Genomic DNA, 20,309 nt, shown 5'->3' with positions numbered 1-20,309 from the left:
ATAACCACAAATTAGTTTACTCGGTTTTCTTCGGATACGTGGTTCCTGTCTATAATTTTACCCAGTCCAAAGGACCATTTATAGGAGAGCCTAAATATCCGAGTCTCCATTTTGTAGCCGCGAAACACTGTCAGGTCCCCAATGGGTAGTCTATTTCTATCAAGCCATATATTTTTGTTGAAGATATCGTTGGCTGTAAAAGTTAAACTGGAGCTTTTGCTTATTTTTTTCTGTAGACTCAAGCTCAAGTCCCAATAGGTTTGGCGTTTGGTCAGACCTATAAGGGAGGGCATCTGCAGAAAGAAAGATGTTTCGAAACGGAATCCCGCCGGGAATGAAAGGCTGTTTAAAATATTGAATAATACTGAATTTTTATTCAAGCTAATATTTTCGGAGTCACCGGTTTTCACCAAACTATACGAATAGGTACTATTAGCATTGACCTCCCACCAATTTTCTACTTTAATTGGAAGCGATGCTGTGAAAGTAACAGTTTTGAGATTGTTAATATTTATTGGTGTGAGAGAAAACACATTCGTTTGCTCATTAAACTGGGGTTGAAAATAATTGATATTATTTTTTCCGTTCGAATAATCGAGAGACAAATTCAGGATCTTTGATGAAAACCCTATGGAAAAATTATCGAAAATCGCCGGCACCAGAAAGCTGTTACCGGAAACATAAGTTAAAGGATCAATAAACGAAACAAAAGGAGCCAGGTCAACAAATGACGGACGTTGAATTCTTCTAACGTATCCTGCATGGAAATGATTTTCCGTGGTAAACGCATAGTCAAAGCTGATAGCTGGAAAAAAATTACCGTACCTGTTGTCAAAGTAAGTGGTCGTGTCATTCCGAACCATTTTTGAAGAAGTATGCTCATATCTTAATCCAACATTTAGTTTTATGCGTTTACTTATCTCATACTCGGATGTCAAATAGGAGGCAAATATATTTTCCCGCAAAGCATCCTTTCCATTCAGGTTCGCTATGGAAGTCTGGTCTGAATTATCTTGGAAATAGTCTAGCACGTTATTATTAAATGTGGAAAACGAGCCTTTAACGCCGAATTTTATATGTAATCCTTTACTAAGCTGACTTGAATTTCCCAAGCTTAAAACCACTATCTTAATAGGCGTTTGTTTATCAATGATATTAGTTTCCCCAGAATAGGGTGTATCAAGGTCCTTAAAAGAATAATCGTGGTCATTCTTATTTCTGTAACTAAGAAAATCGACACTAGCGGTTAAAGCCCCCTGTTTAGCATACTGATAGTTTGTTTCGATTCCAGTCAGTATATTGGACCAGCGATCCCTTTCGTGATCGATCATTTGGGAGGGGCTTGAATGGTTGGCCGTATAACTGTTGGTTGCATCCATTTCCCATAGCCGGTTGAAATATTGCGCATTGGCATTTACTCGTAATTTAGGACTGAAGTCGTAGCTTAGAACCAAGGTGGCTGAATGACTTTTGAAGACTGGCTCCCGCAACGAAAAAGTATTAAGGCTGAAATCAGTATTTTCAAAACGATTATCTCTGTTTACATACATCGATTCCCTTGTATTATTATAATTCCCGGAATAGGTAAATGAGTAATAAAGTTTCTTAAAGTTATTTCCATAATTGAAATCCAGACCAACTTTAGCTCCAAGGCCATAACCGGAAGTCAGACCAAAACCGATCTTTTTTTTATCGAAGCCACTTCTGTCTTTAAGGATAATATTAATGATTCCACCATTACCAGAGGCATCCATATCAGAAGACGGATCTGAGATTACTTCCACTTTAGAAATTGTATTAGCACTCATACCCTGCAATATATTCATAAGATCGGGCAAGGATAAATAGGTTTGTCTGCCATTCACGGTAATTAATCCACCTTCCTTACCGTTTATTTTTAAAACACTGCCTTGTTTATCCAGTGTAACTCCTGGTATCCTTTGTAATAATTCAAAGGTATTGTTACCTGAAGACGCTAGGCTTTGGTCTACATTAAGGATCAATTTCCGTCCATCATATTCAAGGAGCTCCCTTTTTCCTTGGATGTCAACCTCCTTTAATATTAAGCTGCTTAATTTCAAGGACATTATCCCCAGGTCAGATCCCGGTTCAAGGTAAAGCTGCCGATATATCATTGGTTCATATCCTATAATTGATATTTTTAGCGTATAAAACCCTTTTTTTACTGCTTGAAATGTAAACCTTCCTAAAGAGTCTGTTTGAACCTTATTCAGGACCTTCAAGCTATCGTTAGCCAACTCGCAATTGGCATATACGATTGGCAAGTCCGAAGAATCTCTCAAAATGCCATGGACCTGACCGTAGCTGATTTTCACACATAGTGTTAAAATGCAAATAAAAAGTAGGGAAAACTGGTTAGGTTTAAATATCCATTTCATAAACTACTAATGATCATTGTATCTGAATAAAAGTTGAAAAATATTTTTAGCTTGAATCATGGCTTCAAGGTTTAATTTATAATAGCTAAGGAATAAGAATTTATGCACAACATCCTTGTCTAGGCAAAGTATACCTGAGAAACTTTTTAACAATCAAAAGCTTAGTTAATCATTGATACAGCTTAAAAATGGCAAAGGAAATTAAAAAAGTAAGAACGACTTAAGCTTCAGTTAATAAAGCTACTAACTATTTTTTAATAATGCAAACAATTCTAACATCAAGTAAGATGTTTAAAAAATAATGATTATGTCACTTTGTTTGAAATACGCTGTCAAATCATCTGATAAATACTCAATTCCAGCAGAAAATCAAGTCAAAGTCATGAGTAAGATCTAATGAAAAGAACAGATAGATTAGATAACTTCGAATAGATTATTTCACAACTTGTTTTCAGAGAAAAAAAATATTACATGATTAGATTGCGTTTTTCAATTCTTTAACTCTTGAAATGTAGGAGAATTTTTCAAGATAATGCTATAACGGGAAATATCATTTTATGAAAATATCTTTAAAGAATGCAATGTCACTTCATGTGCCAAAAGATGAATGATCTCATCGACATGGATCATAGTAGGAGAAATTTGATCAAGCCGTTGTAAAGTTTTTCATATCTTTTGTTTGGTTGTTATAAATATGTTCAGAAAGCCTGACTAGAGCTTTAGTGACACAAAAACAGTCTAATTTAATAGTTATGAAGTTCATGAAGATCGTTTTACTTGAACACTTGTATTTCTCTTCTATATCTGAATCTATGTCATCGCCCCAAATCATCTTTTGACCATGCTGTATGGGCCGTTATAGACTTACCAATTTTGGAGAAGGTTACAAATTTGGTAAGCCTACAGTTCTCACTCTTTCAACTATTTTATAGTTAACATTAGCGTAATGGGTTTATTATCGATGATAGATAGTCATCACACCCATTGCTAGAGCACTAACCTTTCGTGTGTGCATTCATCCACGTGGTTGGTAATAGCTTTGAATACTAGGAAACACTTTTTTGAGTAAAAATTAATAAAAACCATCTTGGGAATAGATAACAACAAAATAATGACGGTATTTACCGTTTCTTATGCACAAGTTCTTACTTTTACTACAATTACCTGAATCCAAATGAAAAAAACATACGGTACGTTGCCAGAATGGATAGCAAAACAAGCACAGTTGGGACCAAATATTAGCGTAGAAGGTAAACAGACTGAAAGTAACTCTTTTTGGTACTTACTGACCGTATGCTGCCCACTGATTTTTGAACAATATGCCATCGTACTCCATCCGTTCTGGATAAGTTTCGATCTTAAAAAATCGCCTAACCTCGAACAGCCAAAGAATGCGCACAACAAAAGCTTCGAACGAATATCATGGCCAGATTTTTTCACGATGTATCGTTATCCTTTTGACCTGCAATCAGCAAATAGGAATATGGAGTTGATCCGTAAACGGATTATTGAAACTGGCTGGCCTGAGGATATCCGTTATCCGAACGAGGGAAACTGTGAATCATGCGAATTAGAATACATCTTTGAACATATTAAAGATATACATGGCGATATATTAATCAATTTCTATTATTGCCAGTTAAAAACCCAGAACTGGGAAAAGGAAATAATATACCAAGGACATCTCACTGAATTTAATCTTTTGCAGTCTGAAAAAGAAGTGCTTGAAAACCCAACAGCAATATATCCAGATAATAAAAACTGGTGTATAGTTTCCGACTACGACTTACCGTTTACTTACATCGGCGGTTCTAAGACATTAATAGACCGTATTACCCAAAATAGTCCTTTTGATATTTATCCTATTGAACCTATCTTTAAAGCAAAAAACGTATAAAAAGAAATAGTAATACTTTTTAGCTCACCTGATAACATTCGACATAATAGTCGTACCGATCAAAGTCAAAAGAGCGATACAAAGCTACTAACGGAAGAAGGTATGGTTAAGAATGTTTGAGTGTTCGGAGTCAGGTTGTTCCTTGTATAATTTTCAGTAATCAAGTAAGTTTAGAATCTATGCTAAAATAGAGCCTTTGTAAAAATATAGGAAACACAAAAACAGATATAAAATTCTCTATTAGCTACTGAAGAACGGCTCTACATGATGAGTATCCATATATTCTTCAATTAATTCCACTTCGCTGGTAGGCACCAGCTGAACTGCGGAATAGGTTCTAATACTTTTCCAAATACTGTGATGCTCTGGAAGTTTTTTTGATGGTTCGTCACCGATGAAAAAGAATTTGGTATCCTTATTCTTTTCCTTCATTTTATCAACTAGAAACAAATGAGATCCAACTTGTTGTTTAAGCATATATAAGGCTTTGGTAAAATCGCTCATCTCCCCTACCACCTCTACATTATTTTTACCAACAAAAGTAACTTTAGATGGAACAATTAAGCCCGGCACCTCATTTTCCGTCATTTCTACATCGAAATTGACACGCTTTGCGATAGACTTGGCAAGTCTCTTTCTCACTATATCAATTTTACTTACTTTTTCTGTCCGATTAACAGGTATGTTAAAAACAAACTTCTCGAAAAGACGGTTAAAGTTATTCTGATCTAATGTGATGTTAATATTAGTAGGCGCAGAAAATGTAAGCAGATTATTTGCGTATACAGAAAGATAGCTAAAATAACTTTCGCTCAAAATGGAGCTACTTTTATGCGCATGCATAAAATCGTCCGCGTATGCATTTGCTAACTCACTGATAGCTCGCAGATTTGACTTTAAAAGCGAAAAAGCATCTCCCGGAATTAACTCTTTTAAGATATTTAGTTTCTCCTTCGAAAAAGAAAAGAAGCACCTTTCACCATCAGCCATAAAAAGGCCAATACTAATCCGTTCGTCCTGATTGGGGCGAATAGTACAGTACAATATGGAGTAAAACGCGCTCATCTCTTTATTATATACTCTGCTACCAGTTCTTTAAAGTTCGCTTTTGTATCCGCTATCCACGTAGCATTATCAATAATACTACTTTTTATTTGCTCGTGCAAAGTCCCCTTATCACTACACCAATCATTAGGGATACCAGCCACTATTTCAGGTAGTGCATTGTTACAGGCAGTTACAAAGTTAGGAAAGTTATTCAACAGTAGCCGTGTCTCTTCTGCAATTTTTTTATTGTTATATAACAAAGTCTTCGCCAAATCGGAAGACAATATACTATCATACTCAGTCAATTGGGCAAGATCCTGTCCCAACCTACATCCATCAAAAATGTCGGAATGGTCAATGGGTGTTATTTCATAATAGCCTTTATTTGAATTGATCAAAAGGTTATAATTATTGATACTTCTATCTGTATTGGCAATCCAAAGATCAAATAAACCGATTTTTAAGAGGTCATATCTATTTTGAAATTTCTGCAACTCATTGTAATCTGACTTTAACCCTACTAACAGATTGGAGGCGTCTGTTGCTAAGTTATTATACCGCAAACCGAAACAGGGTTTATTGAAATGATGTAATTGTGTGCGATTTGAAAGTATGCTTGTACCCACATGTTCGGGAAGGATCTGTACAATGGTGGCATCTAATATTGGTAATTCCCAAATACGTAAAAAACAATGAGCTAAGTATTCACTGATTAATTTGCTGCTGGCGTCGTATTTACATGCATAATCTTCTAAATCGTCTACCAAGACTACTACAGGCCGACTGCCATTGGTATCAATTACTCTACGAATAGATTCTATGGATATTCTAAGTGGCAGCATTTAGGCTTAGTTTCCGAATTATTATATCATTGGCAATTTAACGAATTTAGAAGAAATATTAAAAACTTCGACACATGCTAGGCCAAATAACCGTAAATATTAACGGTAGTCGTGCTTTATACTTGAACTTGAATCTTATGGTGCATCCAATCCATTTTCAATAGATTGAATGCACTATGAACTTAGCTAAAAAGTTTATCGCTCACGATATCTGGATTGCATTTCACAAAATTGCTAACGGTTAGGCGGTGTACCCCTAGAATTCTACCGATTGCAGAGAAAGACACTTGTTTATCCAATAGCTCTTTAATTTTCTTTTCCTGGCCCGTGAGCTTCATTTTAGACGATTTACTGCCGTGGGGGCGTCCTAGTGTAACTCCTTCTGCGCGCTTTCTAGCCAAGGCCTCTTTAGTGCGTTGGGAAATCAAATTTCTTTCAATCTCTGCGGAGAGGCCGAAAGCAAAAGCTAAAACTTTAGAGTTTATATCGCTACCTAAGCGGTAGTTATCTTTTATTGTCCAGACACGGATATCGCGGTTCATACACTCGTTTAGTACCCCCATGATCATCAGTAGATTCCTTCCTAATCTGGACAGCTCGGAACAAATAAGTACATCTCCTTTTTTCATTCGTTTTAATAAACGACCAAGCTTTCTCTCTTCCACACTCCTAGCTCCAGAGATTGTCTCTTCTATCCACTTATTGACGACAGTGCTGTTTCTATCGCAAAAATCATTAATCTCAAATCGTTGGTTTTCTACTGTTTGTTTGTCTGTACTTACTCGGATGTAACCGTAAATCATCATAGTTGAATCTGTTAAAATATGTTATACAATAATGGTTTAAATTAAACGGATATTGTCTAAAATAAAACATTGCTATTTTTATGACACAAAAAAACAGTACTTATTTAGACAATCAGCTTCGATCTGCGCCTTTTCAGGAGATTCCAGTTGGGTAATCTTAAGCGAAATTGAACAGCGAATCAAAGCCAAAATTGAAGCAATCGGAACGCCATTAAAGGAGTGGGGTATCAATATCTATCGTGGTATTCTTACCGGATATAACGAAGCTTTCATAATCGACAAACATAAGCGAGATGAGCTTATTGCAGAAGATCCAAAATCTGCCGAAATTATACGACCTATTTTACGCGGCAGGGATATAAAAAAGTATGGATATGATTTTGCGGATCTATGGCTAATAAACGTCCATAACGGCATCAAAGAAAAAGGCATAACCCCCATCAAAATAGACGATTACCCTGCTATAAAAAAGCATTTAGATAATTTTTACGTACAACTGGCAAAGCGAACTGACAAAGGTGATACTCCATACAACCTTCGCAACTGTGCTTATATGGACGATTTTTTTAGACAGAAAATAATTTATCCTGAAATAACAAAATTTCTGAATTTCTATCTGGATGATGTTCATTTCGTAACCAACAACAAATGTTTCATCTTAACTGGTGAAAAATTGAATTTTCTTACAGCTTTTTTTAATTCGAGCTTATTTAAGTACTGCTTTAAAGACAATTTTCCCGAGTTATTAGGAGGAACGAGGGAATTAAGAAAGGTTTTTCTAGAAGGCATTCCAATATTAAGAATAAATGAGGAGTCGGATAAACTATTCGAAAACCTTTTAAACAAATGGAAAGAACTAAAAAATGCGAGTAAACAGACGACAGATCTAGAACAGCAGATTGATAATATGATATTTCAATTATATGACTTAACAGCTGAAGAGATCAACGAAATAGGCTTTATTGATATTTAGTGAACCTTGTACTTTACATATTATCGACTTACCGTCTGATCAATAAAATTGATTTCTTCTTCTGTCAAATGGACTATGTGAGAAATTTCTTCCTCTATTAGACGTTCTAAATGCCGAAATTCTAAATCATTCCTTTTTGATTTATGGATATCTGCGACAAGGCCATTTATCTTTGTTTCTATATTGGGATCAACTTCTAATGGTATACATATTTGTTCGATATATATCTTTATCCACCTTCTAGTACCAGCTCCTGATGTGGTTGCTATCTTTGTGAAATACCATTCACATAGTTTTGTGTTTAGAAATGAAATGATATAAGGCAAGCGCTCACCGTTTATAAAAAACACAGTGTTGTTTAGCAATTTCCCACTATTATCAAGTGAAAAATTTGGCTTATCAGTAAGTTCGATCCAAACAATTTTCTGTCTAAAAAAATCGTCCCAATAATTTGCTCCCCATCGTTGCAGCGCATACCATTCATAGCGGATTCCTGTCTCTGCTTTATTACGATTACAAAGGGCAGATTTAAACTTTAATAGATGTCTATATACTGCAGGATATTGATTTTCAAATGCTTCTTCAGCTTGTTGGGATGCACCAGTTATACTTGGATCCTTGTGTAATGGGAAATGCCAAGGAATAAATAAAAGATACAAATCAGCAAACTCGTAAGAATATCTCTTAATATCACGTCCTCTTAATAAGGGTCGTATAATTTCATCACTTTTTGGGTCCTGTTCTATTAATTCTTTACGCTTAACACCATCTATGATAAACGCATCATTAAAGCCAGTTTTTATGCCATAGTTAATTTGGATATCCCAATCTTTGAGTGGAGTGCCTATCCGTTCTATTTTCTCTTTAATACTCCTTTCTATAGGCGAAAGTATGACCCAGCTGTCATTAGTTGTAAATTCTGCAATGGTTAGATGTCGTCTAAAATAAACGCTCAAATTATTTAACACCTTTTCTTTGATAATACAAGTCTCCGTTTGTTGTCTATTTTTATCGTTAGCAAACATCAAAATATTGGTATCGACTGTTGCTGTATCAAAAATCTGCGTACCGCCAAAATCTATCAAAATTAGTGGATCTGTTTTCTCTGCTAAAAACCTTCTTAGACTTTCTCCGTACGCTGCACGCATCCATTTATTGGATGTTATAAATGTCAACAAACCTTTTGGTCGTAAAATATAGAGTCCCTGTTCATAAAATAGGCTATAGATATCGCCTGTTTTGGCATAGGTATCATAGTTCATTTTTTGAAGAACATCGCTCTCGGTGCCCATTTTCTGTAATTGTATATATGGTGGATTACCGATCAACGCGTCAAAACCGACAAAATTGCCTTCGCCGTCCAATACCTCCGGAAACTCAAAACGCCATTCGAACGCATTTTTAAAATTAGCATTATCCAGTATCTCGTTCCTCTTCTTAATTTCTTTGTCGGCCTTGCTTTTTAATTTCTTTAACTCGTCCTTGTCCGCCTGCCTTAGTTTCTCACCAAATTGCAATAGATTTTGTTGACGTTGGCTTTCTTGTTCATATGCACCCATGGCTTTCTGTACAGCCTCTTTGATTTTTCTATCAAGGGTTGATTTGAAATTGCTTTTTATGGTGTCAATGATGTTTTGGATTTCCCTTTTCTTACTTTTAGAGTTCGTTTTTTTGTAGTCGTTAACTGCTTGCTTATAGTCTTCAATAGTATAACTGACTTCTTTATTCTTAAACGCCGATTTGAGACTGTCCTCTAGAGAAAAACGATGAATTAAAGAATTACCATGCTTGATATTAATATCAATATTAGGCAGTGTTTGTAGCTCCCCTTCGTCGGTATAATATGCATTCTTTAGAAGCTCAATCCATAGGCGCAAGCGGCATATGTTTACGGAATTGGGATTAATGTCTACGCCAAAGAGACAATTCTCAATAATGGTTTGCTTCTCGTGAAAAATCGTTTTCTGTATACGCAGGCTATTTGGATCATTCCTACGATATTCAAACAAATCTCCATGGGCGTCCGAAATATAAAGTTCATCGTTTTCAATCTGGATATCACACGGTAGACGATGGCCATGCTCGTCCACTAGGATCCCTAATTCGCTTTTTATAGCAATTAATTCATTAAGAGCAGAAACCAAAAAATGCCCAGAGCCCACCGCGGGATCACACACTCTGATAGAGTTAATGATTTCGTTAAACCGTTTTACATCTTGGTTCTTAAAGAAGCGAGCGCAGTAAGATTTAAGATCTTCAAAGTCATCAATTTGCGGATTCTCTAGAGCTTGAAACTTTTCGACTACCACTTTCCTCAGGGTCTCTCGACACATAAACATGGTAATGACACCGGGAGTATAGAAAGATCCATCTTTATAACCATTAATTTTTTCAAAAATCAGCCCAAGCACAGAAGCATTTATCAACCTTTTGCTTTCATGAGTATGGTCTGTTTCCGTACCCGCTTCAGCTGAAAAATCGTAAGCATCAAGAAATTTGAAAAGATATTCTAAGGTATTGATCTTGCCTTTTAGTCTACGGCCGTTGCTGTCTTTCAATATTGTCGCCGCATATACTTCCATTACCTCATCTTTTAGCGATGTAATATCAAAGGTGATCTGCTCAATATAGCTGCGCTCAAATAGACTACTATTGAGATATGGAATATGTTTAAATTTGTCTGCATACCGCGCATGACGCTCACCTAGTGGCTTGGCTAAAGCGGAGAAAAACAGGTCGTTTAGCTCATCAAAGCCATTAATAAAGTCGATATTCAGAAATTTATAGGCAGGTGTATGTAGATTATAACTTAATAATTGAGACTCTAGAAGCTTTAAGAATAATATTCGATTGACCCACGTCAAACACAACTCTAATCCTGCTGTGAAAGCTTTATTTGAGTCGTTCGGTATATGCTTTACATTACTAAGATAATCTCTATCCTCAAGAGTGAAGATAGTGTTCTCCATCAGGGAACCGTAATCACGATCTCTGTTTTGCTTACGCTGAATAATCCTTTTAGAGTTTTCTTTGACTTCTTCCAGACCGATAATATGCAATAGTTCGTTATAAAACTCTTTGTTAAGGTAATTGCTGTCATTACCGAAACTCTTACCCATTAGGTGAACGTCGGAAAATAGTTTATAGATGTTTACTAATTCTTTGGAACTATGCTTGGCAACATCTTTTGTACGGAAATCTATATAAACATAAGGCAGTTCATCTTTAACAGTTTCAATATTGGGAGATGCTATCTCACTGAAGAAAAGTTCATTTTTGGAGGTGTCTTTTAACCTGTCTCTAAAACGCTCGTATTCTTTGATTAGATTTTTGTTCTTGTAAAAAGCGTTGTAGAAATCCTCTCCTTTGAATAGAAACCACTCCAATCCATTTGTTATGATAAGATGCTTGATATTATTGTTTTTGTGGTCTACCCGCTCTCTCAAGTAATACAATAATAGTTCTTGAAGAGCCTTCTTATTTAGGTTTGCGTTGGTTGGAAATTCAGCCTTGTTACTTGGGCGTTTTGCTTCTATGACTACACCGATATCGCTTTTTGCATCCTGGCCTAGATAAATTGCGAGATCAATACGACCTTTCGTATTGATCTCATGCTGGCTGTAGAAAGTCGCTTCCAAAAATTTTCTAATAGGTGACTTTAAATGCTCTTCGCTTTCACCTTTCTGATCGATGAACTTAATAGTCTCAATGCACTGCTCCAGCTTTTCGACAAAATCATCCACATCCTTTTTCAGGGGTTTGAATTTTTTATATGCAGGATTTAAAGCTTTTCGAAAATCGGTTTGGTTTGCGCTCATGTTAATAGCTACTCTTTATTTCTGGTTAAAACTAATATATTTCGCTGAGTATTTAAAAGAAGGGAAGGTTTATATAGCTTGCTTCACCAAACTCATTATATACTCTAGGTTTTTAGTGTCGGATACGATTATTTCATAATCACCATTACCCCAGTGTCCCACAGATGAAACATCACGCGCGAATTCTTTAGGATCGTCCAAAAATCCTCTTTTTAGGTTGATCCAGATTTTCAGATTTGATTTAAGGATACAGATATCGGTAAAAATCTTTCCTTCCTTAGTAAAACCAATCTCCATTTTTTTTGGTTTGATATCGATGTTGTTATCCAAATTATAGATAGCTTGCTTAAATGTTTCATAAAGCTCATGGATATCATCAGATTTGCCTTCTAAATGGCCTTCTTCAGTATAAACCTTGATTTCCTTTGCTACCTTTTCTAATTCTGAATTATCCGCGCCTTGAATAGCTTTAATAGCAGGTGCAGCTTTGGATTTCTTGATTGGATTAACTACCACAGTACCCCCTTCATACTGCTTGATTTCCCACAGTTCAATAGGTAAATCTTTGAAATTGGAAGCCTGCTTTTGAAAATCTGTAAAGGATGGGGATACAAAGATTACTTTGGACTGCGACCAATCCACATCCGAGCGCTTGAGATTTTCTTGCTGTGTTTCGTTATACTCAACAATAAAATCAGCTTTATACTCTAACATAAGGTTAAGATATGACACGCCTTGATCTATAACAGAAAAATTTCGCTCTTTTTTGTATTCGATAATCACAAAGGACCTGCTACTAGGATCGTAAGCAAGGGTATCGAAACGTTGCGCTTTTATCACGAATTCGGACCTAACTAATTTTAATCCAGTAATCGTTTCAACATTAGCTTCAAACAGCCTTTGCATGTCCTTTTCGAGCTTAAAAGCTTTCTCCTTTAGGCTTACTAGTTGATTTTTGGTTTGGGTAAAAATTAACATAGACCAATATAAAGAATTTGTTTAATTCGACATAAGTCAACAAATAATATTTCAAAAAAGGAATTAACTGTCAGTTAAACTCGACTCACCAGGTTCAGGAAATTTCAATGTACTAATCTCATACAAGAAGTTCGAATTGCTTACCTCTCAATTAGGGAAAATACATAACGCTAGACTATAAGGTTTTGTTTAGATTGTTTACTAGCGTAAGATAGGAATTTTTGTGCAATTTCTGATTATAAATTGAGAAATTTAAATAACAGGGAAAAACCGCCTCTTCAATAAATTGATTATTGGCAACACTAATGCGTTCTTTCAACACACTATGGTAGGCTCGCTGTACCTCCTCTGGCGTGAAACATTGTAGTGTCTCCAAACACGCCTTATATAAAAACACCGGGGTTGCCTCCGGAATAAAGCCTGCCAGCATCTTCACCAATTTTAGATACTCAGGCTTACGCAATGAGCCCATCATGGTACGGATATCCAAATACTGTGTGGTGCTGATAGCCTTCCGTTCCTCGCTGATAGCGCCATCGCCTCCATAAACAAGCAAGCCCACATTACTGGGTAACAACTCAAAATATTTAGCGGCCAGTGTATGATGCGTAAAAACATACACCTTGGAAAAGGCTTTATAATAATCCAATAATTGGGTAGTCAGCCTTTCGGGCGTGTCCAGCTCGGTCTTGATCTCAAAGACTTTGTTTGTTCCGTTGATCAGCACCGCATCGGCAATGGAACTTCCGATACGGAACTCATTCAGCAGAACGGTATCTTCCAAAGCATAATGCTTCAGCACAAAATCGGTAACTAACCTGGATTTGTAAATATACTCGTGCCGATAATGACTGCAAAGCGTTTGGTAGGCCGCTGCAATGAGCGCTTCCAATGTGCGTGGCCGCCCCTCGCCCATCTGCTCCCAACCAAGGTATTTCTTCATCCTGCGGATATAGGCAGATTGGTTGGTACCGACACTCAACTTCTTGAATGCTGCGTGTGATACTAGCTTGGATAATCCCCGAAGGTTATTTATATCTACCGTAGTATTTACTGCCATATGATGCAAATGTATTAACTCTTGTTTGATTTTGCTAAATCAATGAGTGAATAAATGATTACTAGGACGAAAGTAACGAGGTCAATATTGACCTTTCTGGATAAATCAAACTTTTCAGTATTTTTGGTTAAGAAACTTTAAACAATGAAACCTAAACACCTATTCCTCTTTATTTTGCTATGCGCTATACTATCGGGGTGTAAAAAGGAGAGTAGTAATGAATATAAGATCTAATTCTCTTTAAAATCAATTTTCCGCCCCTTTATCAATTTCCTTTTGGATATTAGGAAAATAAAAATCGTCATTTATCACAGTTCCTGACTCGCTTACTAGGACATATCGGGGTATTGCATTAAACTTAAACAGATCTTGTAAACGTCTATAATCATCGCCGCTCAATCGATAGGTATTTGTCAATTGCTGTGATTTTATAAACGCAACATACCTGTCTTCAGGTGATTTCTCTTCTGAAGTAATGTATACGAATTCGAACCTGTTACTGTCTTTATATTTCTCTCGAAGCGCTTTACTCGATTGAATATTCTCGACACAAGGTGCACAAAATGTCCCCCAAAAGTCTATGAGTATTTTTTTCCCTAAGAACTTATCCGTTATCTTTCTAAGCACCGCTGTATTTTCATCATTAGGAAGCTTGTATCCCTGATTATTGCTCGTAAGGTATGCCTTTTTGAAAAGGCTTTCAGAAGTGACTTGCAAAACAGCTGCATTTAATTTTTTTTGGACACTGTTTAAAAACGTCTCGGCATCGTCTTTAGTAAGATTAGTGAAAATGAATTTCAGATCGCGTACTTTTACTAACTGGTAGACAAAGGTGTTATCTAAACCGTATTTTCTATTCAATATTTCATCCTGCCGTTCCCAATTTTTAAGAGATTCAGGAACATCATATACGCGTAGGTTATCTATATACTTCAGTTGATAATTTATAAATTGTTCCTGATAAAAATCTTCGAACGCGCGACGCTTACTTTCCGCATCCTTTAATATGGAAACTTTTTGTTCTTTTGTTAGTTGTTCCGATCTAAATTTCTCCAATATTTCTAAATATTCACGATCCTCTTTTCTGGGCTCATTATCAAGCTCGCCAAAAAGATATTCTGTAAAAGATTTTTTAGGTTTTTGTCTCAAAGCGACCATTATCGATTTTAAATTCAATGGGGCATTGCTTTCAAATTTATTGATAAAAGTTGAAAAGTTATATGTAGTAAGAAGAGTATAATCATTAAGCGGTACTTTAGTAAGAAAATCATAAAAATCATCAGAAATAGCATTGCTACATATTTGGTTTGTCGAATCTTCTTTTGCAATCCTGTCTCTCTCCAGCATATAGTTGTATATGTAAATAACATGGGATAAAATAACCTCATTTTTAGCGATCTTTTTCGTTCTATCGTCAAAACCCCTTCCCTTCATCTTTTCATCAATGGCCAATATATCCTCGTCCCACCGTTTTAACTGCCGTGCCAAAAATCTTTCCGGCTTTATCGTTCGTGCACCCTCTTTTAATGAGGCTAAGTTTAGAGTTTGACCGTGCAAGGCTACTAGTTCTTTATTTATTCTAGAAGTAGGGCCAAAGAACCGAACGTTTTCAGCAGTGACGGATTCATCATCGGAAAAATCATCTATAGCTAAGGCTAATGTTTGCCCTTGCTCTAAGTAAACACTGAAAGACTTATCCCTGAATGTAACAAGTATTCGCGAAGGATAGCTTAATGGAAAATTTGCTTCAAATTTTCCGTCCGGCTGTATGCGAATTAAAGACGTAATGGTTTCATTTGTCAAAACATTATCCGTATACACCATCCCCGTAGTAAAATCTTTACTACTGCTGTATTTTGTTAAATAGCCGATTAAACGAGCGGAATCAGACCTAAAAAAGTCTTCGGTAGATTTATAATTGGTTAAGGATTTTGTCTTCGCCTTCGATAGCTCCACATCAAACCACCTTTGAATAGATGAAGGGACTTCTACAATAGTATCTGGTTGAGCTGAAGAAGAAGCCCGGGAGATAGGCATATTATACCCAAAACAAAATATGATTGAAAACCAACATATAGCTAATCGAATCACCTTTATCGCGAAAATCATCGTACTAAAACAAAATAACCCACCATATTCAAAAACTGTGCTTCATTTCGCAGCAGTGAATAGAAACAAGTTAAGCGATCGCATCTCAAAGGGAGGCAAAACTTTCATTGCGAGCTTACGATATCATTTAATAGCTTTTATTTTAAATTTTTTCTGAATTACTTCTGCAAGATTCTCTAGCTCCTTTTTGTTTTCTTTACGCACAGGAATCCAAACCGGGATCAAAGGGTAATAACTACTCATAAAAATCAAATACCCCTTATAAAATTGTAATTTCTGAAACATTTGCCAGCCACATTCATTCACTAAATGCCCATAACTTATACGGACTCTCTTTTCATCCAAATCATAAACCATGCTCGTTTTTCCAACCTGCCTTTCGAATTCCCGCATAAATGGTATCCCTCTCAAAGAAGCGTTTAGCTTATAAAACCACCATGCTATCACCAATAATGCCGAAAACATCATAAAATACCAAAAGCGGACATCTAAAAGGAAAAGGCAATAATCATTGGAAGGGCCATCTTCTTGGTTGGCGCCTATTATTTGCGCCAGGCTATACACTGTAACAGTTGCCGACAAAAACAACCATCCTTTGTTTCGTTCATACCACCATCTTTTCGTCATTCGTTTATAAGTCTCCAGATAATGATCGTCTGTAATTATTAACTGCATAGATTGTTAAATCATGGGTATTTAGGTTTAATTCTTTCTTTGCTATCTGCCTGGTTTATTAGCACTAATTTATAAATTAAACGGAATTCCACAAAATGTATAAAAATTTGAAAATCACAATCTTTACTTCCCTATAAGCTTACTATCATTTAGCAGTATAATAATCCCAGGTTGCTTTGGCGATGGAGGCAATCATATCCTCCGCAGTTTTGTACTTTTCCGTTGTGTTATACACAAACACTGCAATTGCAAAATGTTTTCCGTTGGGTAATTGTATAATCCCTACATCATTAACCGCAGCCGTTAATCCTTGATCATTGGTAAAAGAGCTGCCCGGTCTATGCGCAACTTCTGCATTTGCAGGTAGTTTTCCTTTTATACGGTTCGGCCCAACAACCGTTTCTACCATAGTTTTATACAGGAATTCGGTTGATGATTTAGTTAAAATTCTTCCTTCGTAAAACTGCTTCAACTGCTGCGTGGAAAAATTTGGCGTTATTGTATTTACATATTGGGTATCCCAATTTCGGTGCATTTCTTCTTCGTTGTTTTTAATAACGAAGTTGGGACTGGCAATGAAGGTGTCAATAGCATGTACTCCTCCTACAAGTCTTATCAAAATGTCACAGATATTGTTATCGCTGTGGGAAACCATCCATTGCAACGATTCCTTTAGGGTAATATAGACATTTCCCTCCGGATATTTTTCCCTGAACGGACTCCATGTTTCTTCGAGCAATTCGTCTTTTTTTATAAAGATTTTTTGATTTAGTGATAGTTCACCTTTGTCAACCTTATTTAAAACTGTCAACGCAATTTGGAATTTGAAAACACTGATCATAGGATAGTGTTTGTAACCGTTAACGCTCAGGGTATCATTGTCTTCAATACCTAGAATAGAAACGCCTACTTCTGCGTTTCCCGTCAGGATAATTTCCTTTATCTGACGGCGAAGTACTTCTTTTGAAGATTGCGCGAGCGCATGAAAGGAAATAAATATAAAGAGGGCTGATATCAATAAGCGTGTTGGTAAACTATATTTCATAAGATGCTGTTAAAACGGCAAAATAATGTTTTTATACCTTATTTCACCTCTTTGTAAGATCAAATACGTGACGACTTGAATATTAACAGTAGTCCCTCTACAAAATATGTGAAATACTGAAAAACACCATCCTTCGCATTCTACTATATGCCAGAAACAAACTTAATTGGCTTTATTTTTAGGCTTCTATGGAAAACTATTTCCTAAAGAACGATCGATTGTTCGGAATCAGACAAGAGTGTCCGTATCTGAACAGCAACCGATTGGTATAGAGAGCTTAACATGTCTATGCAATCGGAATTCCCGTGTTTGGCAAACTTCTTGTCAAAGGATAACTAAAAGAAATACCATGAAAAGGTTAATCCTATTTGTTTTATCGGTGATTCATTTAGTATGTTCAGCACTTGCTCAATCGGATGATCGCTCAGCTGCTATTAGTGGTTTGTTCAAGGGGTATGATATCAATAACATGGCCGGTGTGAGCGTAATGGTGATCAAAGACAGCCAAATCATTTATAACCGATCTTTCGGCTTTGCAGATGCCGCTCATAAAGTACCCGCTACTCCGCATACGAATTATCGCCTCGCTTCCCTGAGCAAGCCATTCACTGCTATGGCTGTAATGATACTACGGGATGAGCGCAAGCTTTCACTGGATGACCCTCTGCATAAATTCTTTCCAAAGATTCGTATATATGGGAATCAGATAACAATACGCCATATGCTGACCCATACAGCCGGCTTACCGAATTACGGCGACCTCATTCCGCCGGGAACCACCAAACCGCTTACCGACTGGGATGTGCTCCATTTAGTAGAACAACAGGATACGGCTGCTTTTAAACCGGGGCAACGGTTCGAATACAGTAACACTGCTTATTCTCTACTTAGTCTTATTGTAGAAAAAGTATCCGGGATGCCGTATGATGAATTCATAAAACAGCGCATTTTTAAACCACTGGGAATGACCAATAGTACCCTGAACGTCATGGGCGACAGCATTCGGAACCGTGCTTATGGCTACGACAAAAAAGGCGATAGCCTGGTGATGAGCGATCAAAGTCTATACAGTTATGTTCTGGGCGATGGCGGCGTTTACTCTTCCGTAAGTGACCTTTTTAAATGGGATCAGGCTTTATATACTTCTAAATTGGTAAAATCTGAAACAATAGACGAGATGTTTACAATTAAATCCTGGGAAAATGACCACACAGCATACGGATATGGATGGTATATCGACGAAAAATACGGTCAGAAACGGGTTTCCCATTCCGGCGGTACATCAGGCTTTTCAACTTACATGATCCGTTATCCTACCCTGAAATTTTCAATTATCATACTTTCCAACCTGGATGAAGGTTTTACTGTGGGAGAGGTCGCCAATCGGATTGAGAATATTTATTTGAAAGGGCATTGACAGGTCAGCTTCAACGTCTCAGCGTAATAGTTCACGATAGAAAGGTCCGTGAGGAGTTCCAGTTTAGTTCCACTAGGTTATAAATTAAATGATATTTCACAAAGTTTGTAAAATTGAGAAGATTTCTTCTCCCCCATCCTGTCAACCAATTAGCTGCTTTCTTGTCAGGGTGTTAAACTATTGATAAGCATATAAATAATGTTTTCAATGAAAGCTAATTGATAAAGGTTTAGTTATCGCAAAACTTGCAACAGCCGTATTAGACGCTATCATGTAGACTATTACAATTCGGAGGTTATTATTTCCGTTGTAATTCCAAAATTGTCGCCCGCTTGTAGTTTAAGCCTTTTTCGGGATCGTGTAGTCTTGCTCATACCGATCTATAAAAAAGTAAGTGAGTGACGTAAATACAACACTAAATAAAGCTGCCAAACAGGGATAGAGTAAATTGACATACCAGGGATCTGTCACAAATAGATTCAGTACAAAACAACCCAGCATAACAATGTAGAACATAAACAATACGAACAGCGTAAGAAATTTCCTGTAAAAGGTATAGTTTCTACCCACTTTCCGCTCGTGATCTTTGATCAATTGGAAAGGCAATAAAAGGAAAATCAAGCAAACAAAATAAAGTAGAAAAAAGACCCCATAGTCATAAATAGAAGTTAAGTATTCATAAAATGATGCGAACCGTTGTCCGTTCGTTTCATATTTACCCGATATCAGCGCTTTGAAAACACCTTGTAAAGCGCCCACATGCAATACGATGGGTGACAATAAAGCCAAAAGCAGATTTAATGTTATTTTTCTTAAAGTCATGTAAAAGAACTTTATCCGATCCGGGCAATCTCACTTAATATCCCCCCTTTCACAAATGGTCTTACAGTACAATTAGCCGTCATAGATGGTAGTTGATTTACCAAAGAAACTGCTTAATTATTACTAAAACATTATGCTGTTGTTACTTTTAGGAAGAAAGGAATCGTAGCAGAACAAGAATCAACACTTCAAGCGTGGCGGCCGGACAGAGGTAGGAACCGATAATTGCGCCTTAGGCAGCACCTCCTGAACCACACCACCATATTTAGCTTTATTTACTTAATACTTCGATTTATTCTTCTACAATGTAAGTTCCCGTGTTGCTAGCTCCAACTGACAATCTGTGAAATATCGAGGAATACACTCCATCCTATTATAATTTTCCAAATAGCTTAATCATTTCTGTTTTGCTTTTTACGGG

The 20,309-nt window shown here is 36.6% G+C and carries 14 protein-coding genes; 3 read left to right on the top strand and 11 right to left on the bottom strand.

All coding sequences use genetic code 11. The annotated features are described in order from the left end of the window. Positions 1-11: 11 nt before the first annotated feature. Positions 12-2,336 (bottom strand): TonB-dependent receptor domain-containing protein, encoded by a 2,325-nt coding sequence (locus tag E0E36_RS15150; protein WP_165447000.1) that lies wholly within the window; start codon positions 2,334-2,336, stop codon positions 12-14. A gap of 1,237 nt (positions 2,337-3,573) precedes the next feature. On the opposite strand from E0E36_RS15150, the gene E0E36_RS15145 reads away from it, so the two are divergent. Continuing rightward, on the top strand, positions 3,574-4,296 hold the full coding sequence (locus tag E0E36_RS15145) for a hypothetical protein (RefSeq protein WP_130856635.1): 723 nt from the start codon (positions 3,574-3,576) through the stop codon (positions 4,294-4,296). 240 nt (positions 4,297-4,536) lie between these two features. Here E0E36_RS15145 and E0E36_RS15140 read toward each other — a convergent pair whose 3' ends face one another. The 3 genes from E0E36_RS15140 to E0E36_RS15130 form a co-directional block, all read right to left on the bottom strand. Then, entirely contained in the window at positions 4,537-5,361 is an 825-nt protein-coding gene (locus E0E36_RS15140; RefSeq protein ID WP_130856634.1) for a hypothetical protein, read from the bottom strand. Next, positions 5,358-6,185 (bottom strand): HipA family kinase, encoded by an 828-nt coding sequence (locus E0E36_RS15135; RefSeq protein WP_130856633.1) that lies wholly within the window; start codon positions 6,183-6,185, stop codon positions 5,358-5,360. Before E0E36_RS15135 ends, E0E36_RS15140 begins: the two co-directional genes overlap by 4 nt. A 182-nt stretch (positions 6,186-6,367) precedes the next feature. Further along, positions 6,368-6,991, bottom strand: coding sequence for a master DNA invertase Mpi family serine-type recombinase (locus tag E0E36_RS15130; protein ID WP_242627235.1), 624 nt, complete (start codon positions 6,989-6,991; stop codon positions 6,368-6,370). A gap of 52 nt (positions 6,992-7,043) precedes the next feature. On the opposite strand from E0E36_RS15130, the gene E0E36_RS15125 reads away from it, so the two are divergent. Next, the gene (locus tag E0E36_RS15125; RefSeq protein ID WP_207303770.1) at positions 7,044-7,964 is read left to right on the top strand and encodes a TaqI-like C-terminal specificity domain-containing protein; all 921 of its coding nucleotides are present in this window, start codon (positions 7,044-7,046) and stop codon (positions 7,962-7,964) included. 20 nt (positions 7,965-7,984) lie between these two features. On the opposite strand, the gene E0E36_RS15120 is transcribed toward E0E36_RS15125, so the two are convergent. From E0E36_RS15120 to bla, 6 genes are all read right to left on the bottom strand, one after another. Then, entirely contained in the window at positions 7,985-11,782 is a 3,798-nt protein-coding gene (locus E0E36_RS15120; RefSeq protein ID WP_130856631.1) for a type IIG restriction enzyme/methyltransferase, read from the bottom strand. Positions 11,783-11,851: 69 nt separating this feature from the next. Next, on the bottom strand, positions 11,852-12,760 hold the full coding sequence (locus E0E36_RS15115) for a DUF5655 domain-containing protein (RefSeq protein ID WP_130856630.1): 909 nt from the start codon (positions 12,758-12,760) through the stop codon (positions 11,852-11,854). A gap of 175 nt (positions 12,761-12,935) precedes the next feature. Beyond that, the gene (locus E0E36_RS15110) at positions 12,936-13,820 is read right to left on the bottom strand and encodes a sce7726 family protein (protein ID WP_130856629.1); all 885 of its coding nucleotides are present in this window, start codon (positions 13,818-13,820) and stop codon (positions 12,936-12,938) included. A gap of 246 nt (positions 13,821-14,066) precedes the next feature. After that, positions 14,067-15,857 carry a TlpA family protein disulfide reductase gene (locus tag E0E36_RS15105; RefSeq protein WP_165446999.1) on the bottom strand — a complete coding sequence of 597 codons (1,791 nt, stop codon included), beginning with the start codon at positions 15,855-15,857 and terminating at the stop codon, positions 14,067-14,069. Positions 15,858-16,052: 195 nt separating this feature from the next. Beyond that, a complete protein-coding gene (locus E0E36_RS15100) occupies positions 16,053-16,604 on the bottom strand; it encodes a hypothetical protein (protein ID WP_130856627.1) in 552 nt (183 codons plus the stop codon). 145 nt (positions 16,605-16,749) lie between these two features. Continuing rightward, positions 16,750-17,649 (bottom strand): class A beta-lactamase, subclass A2, encoded by a 900-nt coding sequence (bla, locus tag E0E36_RS15095; RefSeq protein WP_130856626.1) that lies wholly within the window; start codon positions 17,647-17,649, stop codon positions 16,750-16,752. A gap of 349 nt (positions 17,650-17,998) precedes the next feature. Here bla and E0E36_RS15090 point away from each other — a divergent pair, with 349 nt between their 5' ends. Continuing rightward, the gene (locus tag E0E36_RS15090; RefSeq protein ID WP_130856625.1) at positions 17,999-19,066 is read left to right on the top strand and encodes a serine hydrolase domain-containing protein; all 1,068 of its coding nucleotides are present in this window, start codon (positions 17,999-18,001) and stop codon (positions 19,064-19,066) included. 339 nt (positions 19,067-19,405) lie between these two features. Here the strand turns inward: E0E36_RS15090 and E0E36_RS15085 are convergent, their stop codons facing one another. Next, on the bottom strand, positions 19,406-19,888 hold the full coding sequence (locus tag E0E36_RS15085; protein ID WP_130856624.1) for a hypothetical protein: 483 nt from the start codon (positions 19,886-19,888) through the stop codon (positions 19,406-19,408). Positions 19,889-20,309: the final 421 nt, after the last annotated feature.

Source organism: Olivibacter jilunii, assembly GCF_900607235.1.
In the GTDB taxonomy this organism is placed as follows: Bacteria; Bacteroidota; Bacteroidia; order Sphingobacteriales; family Sphingobacteriaceae; genus Olivibacter; species Olivibacter oleidegradans.
The sequence above is the reverse complement of the archived record's forward strand: the minus strand, read 5'-3'. Positions and strand labels throughout refer to the sequence as shown.